Origin of the sequence: Corynebacterium freneyi (assembly GCF_030408835.1) — a bacterium.
Classification (GTDB): Bacteria; Actinomycetota; Actinomycetes; order Mycobacteriales; family Mycobacteriaceae; genus Corynebacterium; species Corynebacterium freneyi.
Genome location: NZ_CP047357.1, coordinates 2,097,003 through 2,110,730, shown reverse-complemented (window position 1 = coordinate 2,110,730; position 13,728 = coordinate 2,097,003). Strand labels below are relative to the sequence as shown.

At 69.1% G+C, this 13,728-nt stretch carries 14 protein-coding genes and 1 pseudogene; 4 read left to right on the top strand and 11 right to left on the bottom strand.

All coding sequences use genetic code 11. The features are described 5' to 3' along the window. Positions 1-3 precede the first annotated feature (3 nt). Positions 4-153: pseudogene (locus CFREN_RS12835) on the bottom strand (MerR family transcriptional regulator); the annotation flags it as partial. A 167-nt stretch (positions 154-320) separates the two neighbouring features. Between CFREN_RS12835 and CFREN_RS09345 the strand changes: the two are divergent. Both CFREN_RS09345 and CFREN_RS09340 read left to right on the top strand, forming a co-directional pair. Then, positions 321-3,026, top strand: coding sequence for an ABC transporter ATP-binding protein/permease (locus tag CFREN_RS09345; protein ID WP_209652345.1), 2,706 nt, complete (start codon positions 321-323; stop codon positions 3,024-3,026). Then, positions 3,026-4,747, top strand: coding sequence for an ABC transporter ATP-binding protein (locus tag CFREN_RS09340; RefSeq protein WP_070519397.1), 1,722 nt, complete (start codon positions 3,026-3,028; stop codon positions 4,745-4,747). The genes CFREN_RS09345 and CFREN_RS09340 overlap by 1 nt, the downstream gene beginning before the upstream one ends. A gap of 292 nt (positions 4,748-5,039) precedes the next feature. Here the strand turns inward: CFREN_RS09340 and CFREN_RS09335 are convergent, their stop codons facing one another. Beyond that, entirely contained in the window at positions 5,040-5,189 is a 150-nt protein-coding gene (locus CFREN_RS09335) for a hypothetical protein (RefSeq protein WP_168161347.1), read from the bottom strand. 325 nt (positions 5,190-5,514) lie between these two features. On the opposite strand from CFREN_RS09335, the gene CFREN_RS09330 reads away from it, so the two are divergent. Further along, positions 5,515-5,901: a YtoQ family protein gene (locus tag CFREN_RS09330; protein WP_224784025.1), complete on the top strand. Its 387-nt coding sequence runs from the start codon at positions 5,515-5,517 to the stop codon at positions 5,899-5,901. A gap of 95 nt (positions 5,902-5,996) precedes the next feature. Here the strand turns inward: CFREN_RS09330 and CFREN_RS09325 are convergent, their stop codons facing one another. The 5 genes from CFREN_RS09325 to CFREN_RS09305 form a co-directional block, all read right to left on the bottom strand. Continuing rightward, on the bottom strand, positions 5,997-6,359 hold the full coding sequence (locus CFREN_RS09325; protein WP_239251439.1) for a S9 family peptidase: 363 nt from the start codon (positions 6,357-6,359) through the stop codon (positions 5,997-5,999). Positions 6,360-6,446: 87 nt separating this feature from the next. Next, positions 6,447-6,890, bottom strand: coding sequence for an alternative ribosome rescue aminoacyl-tRNA hydrolase ArfB (gene arfB / locus CFREN_RS09320; RefSeq protein ID WP_209652347.1), 444 nt, complete (start codon positions 6,888-6,890; stop codon positions 6,447-6,449). Positions 6,891-6,931: 41 nt separating this feature from the next. Further along, positions 6,932-7,333: a hypothetical protein gene (locus tag CFREN_RS09315; RefSeq protein WP_070521444.1), complete on the bottom strand. Its 402-nt coding sequence runs from the start codon at positions 7,331-7,333 to the stop codon at positions 6,932-6,934. 185 nt (positions 7,334-7,518) lie between these two features. Further along, on the bottom strand, positions 7,519-7,929 hold the full coding sequence (locus CFREN_RS09310) for a DUF3592 domain-containing protein (protein ID WP_141743019.1): 411 nt from the start codon (positions 7,927-7,929) through the stop codon (positions 7,519-7,521). Positions 7,930-7,978: 49 nt separating this feature from the next. Beyond that, positions 7,979-8,296, bottom strand: a complete 318-nt coding sequence (locus tag CFREN_RS09305; protein WP_209652349.1) for an amphi-Trp domain-containing protein — start codon at positions 8,294-8,296, stop codon at positions 7,979-7,981. A 137-nt stretch (positions 8,297-8,433) separates the two neighbouring features. On the opposite strand from CFREN_RS09305, the gene CFREN_RS09300 reads away from it, so the two are divergent. Next, positions 8,434-9,777: a hemolysin family protein gene (locus CFREN_RS09300; RefSeq protein ID WP_246580219.1), complete on the top strand. Its 1,344-nt coding sequence runs from the start codon at positions 8,434-8,436 to the stop codon at positions 9,775-9,777. 17 nt (positions 9,778-9,794) lie between these two features. Here CFREN_RS09300 and CFREN_RS09295 read toward each other — a convergent pair whose 3' ends face one another. The 4 genes from CFREN_RS09295 to CFREN_RS09280 all read right to left on the bottom strand — a co-directional run bounded on the left by CFREN_RS09295 (position 9,795) and on the right by CFREN_RS09280 (position 13,685). Beyond that, positions 9,795-10,514, bottom strand: coding sequence for a response regulator transcription factor (locus CFREN_RS09295; protein WP_209652351.1), 720 nt, complete (start codon positions 10,512-10,514; stop codon positions 9,795-9,797). Beyond that, on the bottom strand, positions 10,511-11,725 hold the full coding sequence (locus CFREN_RS09290; RefSeq protein WP_070521427.1) for a sensor histidine kinase: 1,215 nt from the start codon (positions 11,723-11,725) through the stop codon (positions 10,511-10,513). Before CFREN_RS09290 ends, CFREN_RS09295 begins: the two co-directional genes overlap by 4 nt. Before the next feature lie 200 nt (positions 11,726-11,925). After that, the gene (locus tag CFREN_RS09285) at positions 11,926-12,702 is read right to left on the bottom strand and encodes an ABC transporter permease (RefSeq protein ID WP_209652353.1); all 777 of its coding nucleotides are present in this window, start codon (positions 12,700-12,702) and stop codon (positions 11,926-11,928) included. Next, entirely contained in the window at positions 12,699-13,685 is a 987-nt protein-coding gene (locus CFREN_RS09280; RefSeq protein ID WP_239251444.1) for an ABC transporter ATP-binding protein, read from the bottom strand. The genes CFREN_RS09285 and CFREN_RS09280 overlap by 4 nt, the downstream gene beginning before the upstream one ends. Positions 13,686-13,728: the final 43 nt, after the last annotated feature.

The following is a 13,728-nucleotide window of genomic DNA, read 5'->3' as shown; positions in this document are numbered from 1 at the left end:
GGAAATCAATTCGAGGCGCTCGCGGTGCGCGGGACCGTAGACGGACGTGGTCTGGTTCTTCTTCGCCCCGGACGGAAGCAGGCCCTCGCGGATGTAGTACTTGATGGTCGCGGTCGACGTGTCCGTGGCCGCCGCGAGCTCGCCGAGCTTCATCGTGCCGCCCTTTCGATCGGGGATGGCCGCATTGGGCAGTGGCGCTACCTTGCCGATGGTCGGACGCCATGGAACCTGTCACATAGTTAGGCTAGGCTGCCCTTCAAATGTCTGCGTCGGTCCCGTGCGCTTTGCGACGGGACCCATCCTCGAAAGGTGAGTGGTCGATGGCGAAGGGGTTTGAGGCCGTCGTACTCCGTGGCCTGGGCGCCAAGGAACATGCGGTGACCGTGATCGGGAAACGCCGGCTCGCGCCGCACTTCATCCGGGTCACGTGCCGCTCGGAAGGGCTGCTCGATCCGAAGGGGGAAGCGCCGGCGAACTGGCTGCGCCTCTGGTTCCCCGACCCCGACGGCGGCCCGAAGGAGTTCCAGCGCGGCTACACGCTCGTCGATCCCGATCCGGCGACCGGCGAGTTCTCCATCGATTTCGTCATACACGAGCCCGCCGGGCCCGCCTCGCACTGGGCGGTGAACTGCGAGGAAGGCGACCGGATCGTCGCCATGCGCTACGGCGAGCAACCCTTCGCCCTGCCCGAGCCGCCCCCGGCGGGGTACCTGCTGCTCGGGGACCTCGCCGGCTATCCGGCGATCCGCGCCCTGGTCGCCGCCATCCCCGAGGACAGCCCCGTGGTCGTCTACCTGGAGCGGCACAGCCCCGACGACGACCACATCGCCCTGCCCGAGGGCCCGAACATCACCGCGTCCTGGGTCGACGAGCTTCCCGACGGGCAGGCGCTGGTCCAGGCGATCAGCGACGGGGACTGGGCCGGCTGGTACGCCTGGGTGACCGCGGAAACCGCGTCGACCCGGCACGCGAAGACACTGCTGCAGAAGAAATTCGGACTCAACCGAGCGACCTTGCACGCGCATGCCTACTGGGTCCGCGGACGCCAGATGGGCAAGACGCAGACCATCGATTCGGCGGGTCCGGAGGCAACCGAGGCGAAGGGCGCGTCGGCTGCGCCTGCCGCCGCCGACGCGGACGCCGCCTCCGATGTCAACGTCATGGCGGCTGCCTCCGCTGCCTCCGGCGCCTCGGCCACCGCCGGCACCACTGGCGCTTCGTCCAGCGCCTCCACGTCCGCAAGTGCCGGCGCCGTCGGCTCCACCGACGCTCCCGAACCCCGGCAAACCCCCGGCGCCGACGCCGGCAAGGGGGGTGTGCTCCGGCCGCTCAAGCGTCCGCTCATCGCCGCAGGCATCGTCGAGGGAGCGCTGTCCCTGCTGCAGCTGATCCCCTTCATCCTGTTCGCGGAACTGGCCCGGCTGTTCGTCGAAGGGGCACCTGCGGAGGCTTTCGCCAAACCGGCGATCTGGGCGGTGGTCGCGATGGCCGTCTCGGCGGCGGGGACGACGCTGCTGGTGCTGTGGCTTCACTTCCTGGACGCCAACTTCGCCACGGCGCTGCGGCATCGCCTCTTGGCGAAATTCTCCCGGCTGCCGTTGGGCTGGTTCATGCGCGGCCGGGCGGCCGACGTCAAAAAGATTGCCGGCGATGACGTCAGGGCACTGCATTACCTGGTCACCCACGCGGTGCCCGACATCGTCGGCGCCGTCGTCGCGGCGCTGGGCAGCCTGATCTACCTGTTCGCCGTCCAATGGCGATTGGGCCTGGTACTGCTGCTGCCGATCGTCGCCTACATCTACGTCATCAAGGGAATCCAGCGCCGCGACAAGGACAAGGTGCTGCAGAACCAGCGGTACGAGGTGCTGGCGGCGGGCCAGACCCAGGCCTTCATCGGCTCGCGCGGGACCTCCGCGGTCTTCGGGCCGAAAGCGGTCGTCGACCTCGAGGGCACGCTGCGGGAATCCGGTGATTTCATGGCCGATTGGCAGCGCGACACCGGCCCCCGCAAGATCATCGCGGTGATGACGAACCGCCCCACCACGGTGCTGGGCGTGCTTCTAGTGGCGGGATTCGCGATGGTCGTGGCGGGCTGGATGCCGGCGACGGATCTGATCCCCTTCCTCATCCTGGGCACGTCCTTCGGCGGCCGGCTGCTGAACCTCGGGTTGGGCGTGGCCAGTTTGTCGGGCGGACTTGACGCCAAAGCCAGCGTCGAGCTTTTACTGGCGACGCCGGAGCTCGCGCCCCCGGTGGATCGTCCCGCGCCCCCGGGCCACGTGCGTTTCGACCACGTCGATTTCACCTACGGCGGCGGCCGGAAGGTCATCGACGATCTTTCCCTCACGCTGGAGCCCGGCAGCGTCACCGCGCTGGTGGGCCCCTCGGGGGCGGGCAAGTCGACGGTGGCGGCGTTGCTGGCCCGGCTGTGGGACGCCACCGGCGGTTCCGTGAGCATCGACGGGGTCGACGTGCGCGATCTCACCCAGGAGCAGCTGTATTCCTCGGTGTCGGTGCTGTTGCAGGATGCCCAGCTGGTGCATGCGAGCATCCGCGACAACATCGCGCTGAACCGTCCCGAGGCGACCGACGCCCAGATCCGCGAGGCTGCGGAGGCCGCGGACGTGCACCGGGTCATCGAAGCGCTTCCCGACGGCTACGACACCGTGGTCGAACCGAACCGTCTTTCCGGCGGCGAACGCCAGAGGGTGGCCATCGCCCGCGCGCTGCTGGCGAACACCCCGATCGTCGTGTTGGACGAGGCCACTGCCGCGGCCGACCCGGACTCCGAGGCCGCGATCCACCGTGGGCTCGAACGCCTGCTGGCGGGCAAGACGGTGCTGATGATCGCGCACCGGCTGCACACGATCAAGAATGCCTCGCGGATCCTCGTCCTGGACGAGGGGAAAGTGGTGGAAGAGGGCACGCATTCCCGGCTCGTCGCGGCGGGTGGGGCTTATCGGCGGATGTGGGATGCGCATTGCGGCGCACCCGTGTCCGTCGCCGTTGAATCGGAGGAGAACTGATGTTGCGGGATCTGCACTTCGTCGTCGGGGGAGGTCGTCCCCTGTGGTCCTTCTTCGGCGCGGTTGCCGTGTCGGCACTGCTCCAGGTGGCGGCCGTCGTTACCCTCTACCCGCTGTTGGGCGCGCTGTTCTCGGCGGACCCCGGGGCGGCGTTGCCGTGGCTGGCGCTGTTGCTGCTGTTCGTGGCCTGCAGTTGGGGTGTCGACATCTTCGCCGCCCACAGGGGGCTCGATCTGGGCATCGCCGTCATGCGCGAGATCCACGGCAACGCCCCGGGTGCCGTGCTTTCGTGGCCGGATGCTCGGCTGACTTCCGAAAAGGAAGGTGCCATCCGCGATTTGGTCACCAAGGCCAGCACGGTCACCTCGGCGGTGATCCTGCTGATCGGGCCCGTGATCACCTCGATTGTGTTCATCTTCGGGTTGGGCATCGGGCTGCTGCTCGTCTCTCCCGCGCTTGGCGCGGTGACGTTCCTCGGCGGCATCGCTTGCCTGGGGTCGCTGTGGGCGTCGGCGAAGCTGGAGGACAGGTCCACGGCGGAGTTTGCGGCGGCCAATGCCGGTCTCGATGACAGGCTTTTCGAGTTCGCGCTCGTGCAGCCGACCTTGCGCACCGCGCGCCGGGTGGACGCGAGCACCCGATTGGTTGACCGGGCCATCGCCGAGGCGCGGCGGAAGACCCGCAGGGTCCTGCTTTGGCAGATCCCCGGGCAGCAGGTGTTCACGGTCGTGGTTCAGCTGGTGCTGTTGGCGTTTGGGTTCACGGTGTGGTGGTCCTACGACCGTTCGGCGTTGACCGGAGCCGCGGCTGCCGCGTCGATTGTGGTGTTGCTCCGGGTCGTCGAGCAGGCCAACGTTCAGGCGGGATCGGTGGGGGCCGTCGTCGAGCTGCGGCGCTCCCTGTCCGAAGTGCGCGAGCTGATGGAAGTCGAGCGGGTCCGCGCCGGCGGCCCGGGCGAGGGCCCCGCCACGGTGGAGGTCCGGGGCGTCGATGTCACGTTCCCCGACGGCACGACGGGGCTCGACGGCATCGACGTGGACTTCGCGCCGGGCACGATCACGGCCGTCGTCGGCCCGTCCGGCAGCGGCAAGTCGACGCTGGTGTCGCTGCTGGCCGGGCTGACGGTTCCCGGCGTGGGCACGGTCGACGTTGACGGGAAACCGGCTTCCCCCGGTGACCTGCGCGGCCGCGCCGCGATGGTGTTCCAGCGCACCGTCCTGCACACGGGGTCGATTCGCGACAACCTGCTCGCCGTGAACCCGGATCTGACGCAGCCGGAATTGGATGCGATCGCCGTCAATTGCGGCCTGGCCGAGGCGATCGAGCGCTTGCCCGATGGCTGGGACACTCCCGTCGGCGAGCTGGGCAATCGGCTGTCCGGGGGCGAGCGGCAGCGGCTGGGCCTGGCCCGCGCCCTCGCCAAGCCGGCATCGATCCTGCTTGTCGACGAAGGCACCTCGGCCCTGGACGGGCGCAATGAGCGGACGGTGACCGATGCCCTGTCTGGGCTGCGCGGCTCGTACACGACCGTGGTCGTCGCCCACCGCCCCGCGATGGTGGAGATCGCCGATCGCGTCATCGTCATGGAATCGGGGCGGGTGGTGGAAGCTGGCCCCATCGATGAGTTGGAGAAGGCCGATGGGCCCTTCGCCCGCATCGCGGAGCAGTGGCGGGAAGCGGCGACGTGGGGGATCGGCGAGGCGCAGAGCGTCAGCGGATAGCGGTCCCGGGCCCCGCCGGTGGCGGTCCAGGGCGCCGGCGGGTGGTGGGCCGGGCCCCGGGGCCGGTGGCCGACCCGGGTGTCGGCCGTTTGCGTGGCGACGGGACGTCGTAAAGCGTCGGGGATGGCACGCCCCCGCATGGCCTGTGCGCGTCGACGATTGCCACCGTCAGCTTCGGCGTACTTGGGCATCGTGCGCGGGAACCGGCGGGCGCACGCGGGCAACATGATCGGCTCGTACGTCGACAAGTTGATCGGATTCGGGTTCGCCGCGCCGAGAAACACCTCCGCCCTCAGTTGCGCGGCAAACGGCGAAGCCGCGATCGGCCCTGATGCCAGTTGCTTCGATCCCAAAGCTGGATGGGCTCGTTGCGCGCCGGGTACCGGAGCGCCGGGTCGACGACTTCGTCGACGTCGTCGAACTCGGCGGCCGACTCGATCATCTCGGCGAAAACGAAGCCCGCCAGATCCGGGGCCAGGCGCAGGTCTTCGGAATCGCCGTCGGACGAAGATCCCGAACTCGGCGAAACGGTCGGCAGCCTCGGAGAGGACCAGATACTCCTCGGGCCACGGCGCGAGTCTCCTCGGCGCTCTCACGTCCCGACTGCGCAACCGCCGCTGAACGCGATCAATGAGGGCCACTCGGGTATGGTGCGCCGATGAACGGGGGAGGTGCGGGGGCACATCCAAGTTTCAGTGAAGGAGTAATCGGCCATGAGCTTCAACGTGTACCTTTCCGGCGAGATCCACACCGATTGACGTGAGGAAATCCAGCGCGGCGCCGAGGCCGCCGGACTGGACGTGGTCTTCACGGCGCCGGTCACCGATCACGACGCCAGCGATGCCGCCGGCGACCACTTGGGAGAGGCGCCCGCCGGGTTCTGGCGCGACCACCAGTCGTCGAAGGTCAACTCCATCCGGACCCGCACGCTGATCGAGAAGGCCGACATGGTCGTCGTGCGCTTCGGCGACCAGTACAAGCAGTGGAACGCCGCCTTCGACGCCGGCTACTGCGCGGCCCTGGACAAGCCGTACGTCACGCTTCACGGCGAGGACATCGTCCACCCGCTCAAGGAAGTCGACGCCGCCGCCCAGGCGTGGTGCACGACCACCGACCAGGTCGTGGAGATCCTGCGCTACGTGCTCGAGGCGTGACGCCACCGCCGGGGGTCGCACGCCCCCTGCTGGCGGGGATCGGGCTATCCCCACTTCCAGAGGCAGGGCCGTGTGGCGTCCCGAAACCCGCGGATTCAGGTCCGGTTGACGGCAGTCGGGACGTGCCGGGCGTGAAAGTCCAGCTGCTCGGAAACGTTGCGTTCGAAGGCGTTGCCGACGTAAATGTCGAAGTGCCCGCCGGGCTGCATCCGCACCTCCGCCTTCGATGCCTTGCGCACGTGCCGCAGGGTCGGGCCGGGCGGGGCCAACGTCGCAGGCGGCAACGTGAACATCGAGGCCAGCCCATCGGTGAACGGGCATTGGGCGATCACCGCCGCCACCCGGGGATCGCGCGACGCCGCGCGGATCACGTGTCCGGCGCCGAACGAGGTGCCCCAGAGGACGATTCGGTCCGGGTCAACCCCGTCGCGGGAGCGTCGTCGGGAACGTACAGCCATGCGGCGCACGAATCCGCTCCGGAAGGAAAAGTCACGTCGGTTCTCGGCGTGAACCCAAGTGCATGAAACCCCCGATGGCCCGCCCCCCTAGGAAACGTCCGGCCGCCGCCTCATCGACTTGATCTCCGACCGCCGCTTCTTCGCCGCGAGCCGACGGCGAACCGAACCCCGCGTCGGCTTGGTTTTGCGTCGCGGGGGAGGCGGCGGGGCGAGCGCCTCGCGCAGGATGGCCGCCATGCGGTCGCGGGCCTCCGAGCGATTGCGCACCTGCGACCGTTGCGTCGACGCGACGACGGTGAGGACGGTGCCGTCCAGGCGGCTTTCGAGATTCCGGAGGACGCGGCGGCGCTGGGCGTCGGAAAGCGACGCGCACGCGGCGACGTCGATGGACAGCTGAACCTTGCTGTCCGTCGTGTTGACCCCCTGGCCGCCCGGCCCCGACGACTTCACGAACCGCTCGGAGAGGTCCGCGGCGGGGATGACGAGACCATCGGGGATCCCCGGTCCGGGCGCGATGGTCAGGTCGTTCATGCCGACTACCCTACGTCCGGGCCGGCGGCCCCGCGCCTTGCCTACGCGAAGGCGAAGTGGTTCGGGTTGGTCGGGTCGACGGCGATGCTGTGGCGGGTGCCGGGAGCGTACATGTCTGCGGTGTTGCGGGGAACCATGTGGCGTTCGACCGCGATGTAACGATCCCGGCCGGGCACGGTCACCGACACCTCGATCGTCGCCCAATCAACGCCGGCGACCGCGACCTCGCCGGTCGGCGTCACCGACACGATCACGCCGGAGCCGAGGATTCCCTGCTGTTGCAGGCGCCGCAGCTCCTGGCCGTAGGCGTTGCCCGCCGCCTGATCCGCCATGATCCGCGACGGATCCGCCGCCATGTCGCGCATGCTCTGCGCGGCGCCCTCGAAACCCCGGCGGATGTTGTCGCCGGTCATTGCCTGCTTGAACTGGTTGAAAAGTCCCATCGTCGCTCCTTGCGAATCCGTCGTGCCTGGTGGGGGTGACACCGGGTTTCGTTCCCGGCTGACTCAAAGGTATGGGCGGCGCGGGGCCTACCGATCACGGTTTTGCGGCGGCCGGGCACGGTCGGCCAGTTCAGAACATCGCCAGAGCGCCGCCGGAACCTCACCAGACCACCCCCGGGCCACCGCTAGAACATCGCCTCCGCGAGCACGAACACCCCGGCAGTGAGGAACGCGACGCCCGCCGCGCCGAGCAGGGCGTTGAGCACGAACGTCGGGTCGGACTGCCGCGGCACGCGCACGCGGCCCGGCTCGCCGTCGGGGGAGGGCGGGTCGACCATCACTTCGATTGTCCGCCCGACGTTGCCGGCGGCGAAGTTGCTGTGGAACGTGTCGGTCACCGTGCGCGTGGTGCCGTCGCGGTCGGTGACCTGCAGGACCATCGCCCGCAAATCATCGTCGGGGCGGCCCACCGACCCGACGACGAGCGCATCGGTGCGGAACCGCTTCTCCGCGCCGCGGCGGCGCAGCACGAGCCACGCGATGGCGGCGACGATGGCCAGCGTGCCGATCGCGATGAAGATGGACGCAGCGAGCATCCCGATCACCTCCAGGTCGTGACCAGGCTACCGCCGCGTCCCCGGGCACCTACGAAATGGCGAAACCCGCCACCGGGCCCGGCTTGTCCGCCGGGTTGCCGTCTTCGTCGACGGTCCAGGTGATCTCCAGTTCCAACTCGCGCTCGATTCCGGCGCGCTTGCGCGAGTCGGTGACCTCCATGGTCGTGCGGAACACCGCCGGCATGTCCATGGTCACCGCCGCGTCGCCCGCGCCGAGCGTCATGTCGCCGGCGCGGATGCGCTCCGCCATGCTTTCCAGCAGGCCGGCGAGTTCTTCGGGGCTGAAGTTGGCCTTGCTCTTGACCAGTTTCGTCTTCTTCCGGGTGGTCTGCTGCGTTTGCTTCACGACGATCCCTTCCTGTCCTCGTTCCCCCTCCTTGTTCGATCACCCCCGTCGATACCCCCATTATTGCATGAAAAATCACGTTTGGCCGGGGTGGATGGGTTGAGTATCGGGGGGGTGGGGAGGGGTATTCTCGAGACGTGGGCATATTCGCGAGCTTCGCCTGGGTCATGGCCTTCATCCTGGTCGGCGGCATCTTCGCCGCCACGGAGATGGCCCTGGTCAGCCTGCGCGAATCACAGATTTCGCAACTGGAGCGGGGACGCGGGGCGGAGAAGAAGGTCGCGGCCCTGGCCCGGGATTCGGGGCGGTTCCTGTCGGCCGTGCAAATCGGCGTGACGTTCGCCGGGTTCCTGTCGTCGGCGTTCGGCGCGGCGGCCATCGCCCCACAGCTCGCCCCGACCCTCGAGACCTGGGGGATGACCCCCACCGTCGCGCACGGTGTGTCGCTGGTGGCCATGACGGTGCTCGTGTCCTACCTGAGTCTGGTGTTCGGCGAACTGGTGCCCAAGCGCATCGCCATGCAAAACGCCAAGCGGGTGTCGGTGATCGTCGCCCCGCCGTTGGACATGTTCGCCAAACTCATGACACCGGTCATCTGGGTCATCGACACGTCGTCAAGCCTGATCCTGCGGGCGCTCGGCTTCGACCCCACCCTGCGGACGGCGGTGATGACGACCGAGGAGATCCGGGAGATCGTCAGCTCGCACCAGGGGTTCGGGCTCGGGGAGCGGGAACTGGTCACCGAGGTTTTCGACGCCGGCGCCTACACGCTGTCGGAGCTCATGCGCCATCGCAGCGAGATGAGGGCGTTGTCGGCCGACTCCACCATCGGCGAGGCGCTCGGCGAGGCCGTCGACGGGCCCTATGCGCGGTACCCGGTCTACCGCGGGACCTTCGACGACATCATCGGTTTCTGCCACGTCCGCGATCTGCTGGAGGCGATCGTCGCAGGCCTCGAAGACGAACCGCTTCCGTCGATTTGCCGGAACATTCCCCACCTGCCCAGCTCGCTGGGATTGCCGGCGGCGCTGCGTCGCATGCGGCAGTCGGGCGAGCACATCGCCATCGTCGTCGACGAGTACGGCGGCACCGACGGCATGGTGACCCTGGAGGACCTCATCGAAGAGCTCGTCGGCGAAATCTGGGACGAGTACGACGACGAGGAACGCCGCACGTCGTTGGGGCTGCATGAAAGCCGGATCCTCGACGGTGCGACGAACCTGCAGGACTTCGCCGCCCGCACCGGTATCCACCTGCCCGAAGGGCCGTACGAGACGGTCGCGGGATGGATGCTCGCACGGCTGGGGCGGATGGGCCGCACCGGGGACGTGGTGCAGATCCCCCACGAGTGCACCGAGGACGTCGCCGACGACGACATCTCCGACGGCGTGTTCTACCGGTTGGAGGCGGCCGTGGTGGAGGGCACTCGGATCGTGTCCGTACGGCTGACGAAAACGGCGGTCGGCGGTTCGGGCGAGTAGCGCCGCGTGCGGCGGGGCTACAACCAGCCGTTGGCCTGCGCGGTGCGATTGGCCTCCATTCGGTTGGCGGTGCCCGTTTTCGCGATGGCCGACGAGAGATGATTGCGCACGGTTCCGGTGGCCAGGTGCAGCCGGGCGGCGATGTCGCGGACCGATGCGCCGTCCCCTGCGGCGTCGAGGACCTCCGCCTCCCGGGCCGTGAGGGGATTGGGGCCGGCGGCCAGGGCCTCGGCGGCCAGCGCCGGGTCGACGGCGCGTCCACCTGCGTGGATGGTGCGGACCGCCTGGGCGAGCGTTTCGGCGGGGGTGTCCTTGACCATGAACCCCGACGCGCCCGCCGCCATCGCCCGCTGCAGGTACCCGGTGCGCCCGAAGGTGGTGACGATGAGGACGCCGCAGTGGCCGTTCGTGCCCGCCCCGGTTTCGGTGCCTGCGCCGGTTTCGTCGGGCGCGGAGCCGCAGGCCCGGCGCCGATTGAGCGCCGTGATGTCGGCCGTGGCGCGGATGCCGTCGTAGTGCATTTCGATGTCGAGGATCGCCACGTCGACGCGATGCTCGGCGACCGCCCGCGCCGCGTCGGCGCCGTCGGACAGTTGGACCACGACCTCCAGATCCGGCTCCATGTCGAGCAGCAGGGCCAGGCCCGCCCGGACGAGTTCCTGGTCGTCGGCGACGAGGAGGCGGATGGGGGCGGTGCCACCGGTGGGGTTGCCCGCGGCGGGATCGGCGGTGGTCATGTGCGCACCTCGAGAATCGTTCCGGGGCGATCGGGGTCTCCGGTGTCGGCGTCGGACAGGACCAGGGTGGCGTTGGCGCGCTCGGCTCGTCGGGACAGCCCGCGCAGGCCCGTGCCGCGGGTGACCGCGTCGCCGTCCATTCCCCCGTCAATGCCGACGCCGTCGTCGGTGATCCGGAGGATAGCGCCGGAGTGCGCTTCGCCGTCGCGGCTCTTCGGAGCGTCCCCGGCCCCCACGCGATCATCGTGTCCGCCGGAGCCGACGATGATCTCGACGCCGCAGTGCGTCGCGCCGGAATGCCTGACCACGTTGGTGATTGCCTCGCGCAGGCACCACGAGAACAGGCGGCGGTCGGCGGGATCGAGGTCGGGGACGTCGTCCCGGTGCGGGATCTCGGGTTCGATGCCGGCCGCGGTCAGCGTGGTCCGGGCGTGGTCGAGCTGTTCGTCGAGGCCCGGCGCGTCGAGGAATTCCACGGTCGACCGGACGTCGCGGAGGGAATCGCGGGCGGTGGCGAGGATGCCGTCGAGTTGGCGTTCGGCGGCCGCCGGATCGGCGGCGACCAATCGTTTGGCCAGCTGGGCCTGCACGGTGATGGAGGTCAGCGAATGACCGAGTGCGTCGTGGACGGTGCGCGCGAGTTCCTCGCGCTGCTCGGCCAGCGCGACGCGCTCGGAGAACTCGCGCTCGATCTCGGAGTGCTCGAACGCCAGCCGGAACATGGTGATGATCCCCGCCGTGAAGATGATCGGGGTGAGGAAACCGAAGGCGAACTGGGGGCCGGCGATCACCGCCACCGCCGCGGATCCGAGGGCTCCCACGAGGAACGCCGCCGGGAGGCCGAGCACGACGCGGTGATTGAACATCCACAACGCCATGACGTAGGGGACCATGCCCGCCACGGTGGGGCCCGCGAACGGGACGACGGCGGTGATCAGGACCGCCAGGATCATCGTCTGCAGCAGCGTGTTCGCGACGAGGGGAATCGACTTCACGGGGCGCGGCCAGGAGAACCACACCAGGTACGTGACGGCGAAGACGGCGATGAGGATGACGCCGATCGTGCGGGAGGCGGGGCCGTTGCCGGGGGAGGTGAGCACCTCGTAGATCGGCCATCCGAGGAAGATCAGCCACACACCGGAGAACAGCAGCGTGAAGCGGCGCTCATTGGCGTCGAGCTCTTCGGGCGGCTGCCATCCGGGACGGGACACGGAAATCCTCCGGGTTCGCGGGCGGTCTTGGGGACGGGGCATTGATGGTGTGGCCGGGGTCGTGGGCCGGGTCGGATGGTCGGGTCGGATGTGCGGGTCGGCCGGGGTCGGTGGTGTTCTCCGACCAGAGTAAGTCGTGTCCGGGACCGGGGCCGGGCGGGAACGTCGCCGGCCTCGGACGCCCGGGTCCGGCGCGACCGTCAGCGCCGGTTGCGGTTGCGTCCGGCGATGACGCAGATGACCAGGAAGATCACCGTCCAGGCGGCGATGTTGGCCACGGCCAGACCCATGGATTCCTGGCCCGGCATGGCACCTTCGGTCGCCGGGGCGATGAGGCCCTCCAACTGCGGCCAGCGCGCCACCGTCGCGGCGCCGTACATCGGCGTCCACTTCGCGATGTCGAGCATGACGCCGTCGAGCGGCATGAACAGCGTGCCGAAGAAGGAGAACACCACGAGCATGCCGGACGCGGCGGACACGGCGGCTTCGGACCGGAAGAGCATGGCCACGGCCAGGCCGTAGAGAGCGAACGGCAGGGCGACGACCAAGCTGAGCGCGATGGAGGCGGGCCACATCCACGCTTCGTCGAAGGAAGCCCCGACGGCGGCGCCGAGGGCATGGTTGGTCAGGATCGGCAACATCGCGACGGCCAACGAGACCAGCACCTTCGCGACGTAGTAGCCGCCGGTGCTCAACGACGTCAGGGCCAACTGTCGGCCCCAGCCTGCATCACGTTCAACGGCGGTCATCCCCGCCAGCGTCGTCGTGGCCATGGCGGCGCCGTACACGGACATCGACGTCATGACGAAGGCGGAGATGTTGCCGGACCCCGCGACCAAATCGACGGCGTCGCCGCGCGAGCCGAACATGAGGAACAGGGCGGCGGGCAGGACGATGATGAAGAACGTCGCGTCCCACATCCGCAGCGTCCGACGCAGTTCCTTCCCCGTGTACCGGAGGACGATGTTCGCGCTCATGTCAGGCTCCCATCCCCGGCATCGGCGCCGGTGAGTTCGAAAAACAGCTTCTCGACGGTCCTCGCATGGACTTCGATGTCGCGGATCATCCCCCCGGACAACAAGTGCAGCGCCAGGGCGTCGCCGTCGGGGACGGTGAACGCCACGGAGTCGTCGTCGACGGTGACCGCGTCGGGGTCGAGACCGAGGGCACGCGCCACCTCCACCGGGGACTCCGCGGCGATCCACGTCCCGGTGACCGTCCTGTCTCCGTTGCGGACCAGCTCGTCGAGGCGGCCGTCGACGACGATCGCGCCGTCGCGGATGAGGATCAGCCGGTCGGCGAAGTCGTCGGCTTCCGCCAGGTAATGCGTGGCGAACACGATGGTGCGGCCGCCTGCGGCCTCGGCGTGCATGGTGCGCCAGAATTCGCGTCGGGCAGTGGCATCCATTCCCGCGGTCGGCTCGTCGAGGATGAGCAGCTCCGGGTCCGGCAGCAGCGCGGCGGCGAACCGCAGCCGCTGCACCTGGCCACCGGAGCATGCCCCGACCTTGCGGTCGGCGAAATCCGTGAGGCCCGCGCTCTCGATGACGCCGTCGACGTCGAGGGTGCTCTCATGGCACACGGCGAGCATTCGCAGCGTCTCGGCCACGGTGAGATCCTTGAGCAACCCACCGGACTGGAGCATCGCGCCCACCTCCCCGCGTCGGGCCGACGACGCGGGGGATCCGCCCAGCACCTCGATGGATCCCGCATCGGGCGTCGTAAAGCCGAGGATCATGTCCAACAGCGTGGTCTTGCCCGCCCCGTTCGGTCCGAGCAGGGCGACGACCTCGCCCACCGGGACCGTGAAGGACACGTCGTCGACCGCCGTGACGGGGCCGAATCGTTTCGCCGCGCCCCGGACTTCGAGTGCCAGTCGTGTGTTCATGACCTCATCGTCCGTCTTCGGGGACGCCGCCGGAAGTGCGATGAGGCCGGTTTCGCCCATGACAAATGTCATGGGTGCGCACCGTGGGGTGCCCGGCGGGCTCTGCGACGGTTCC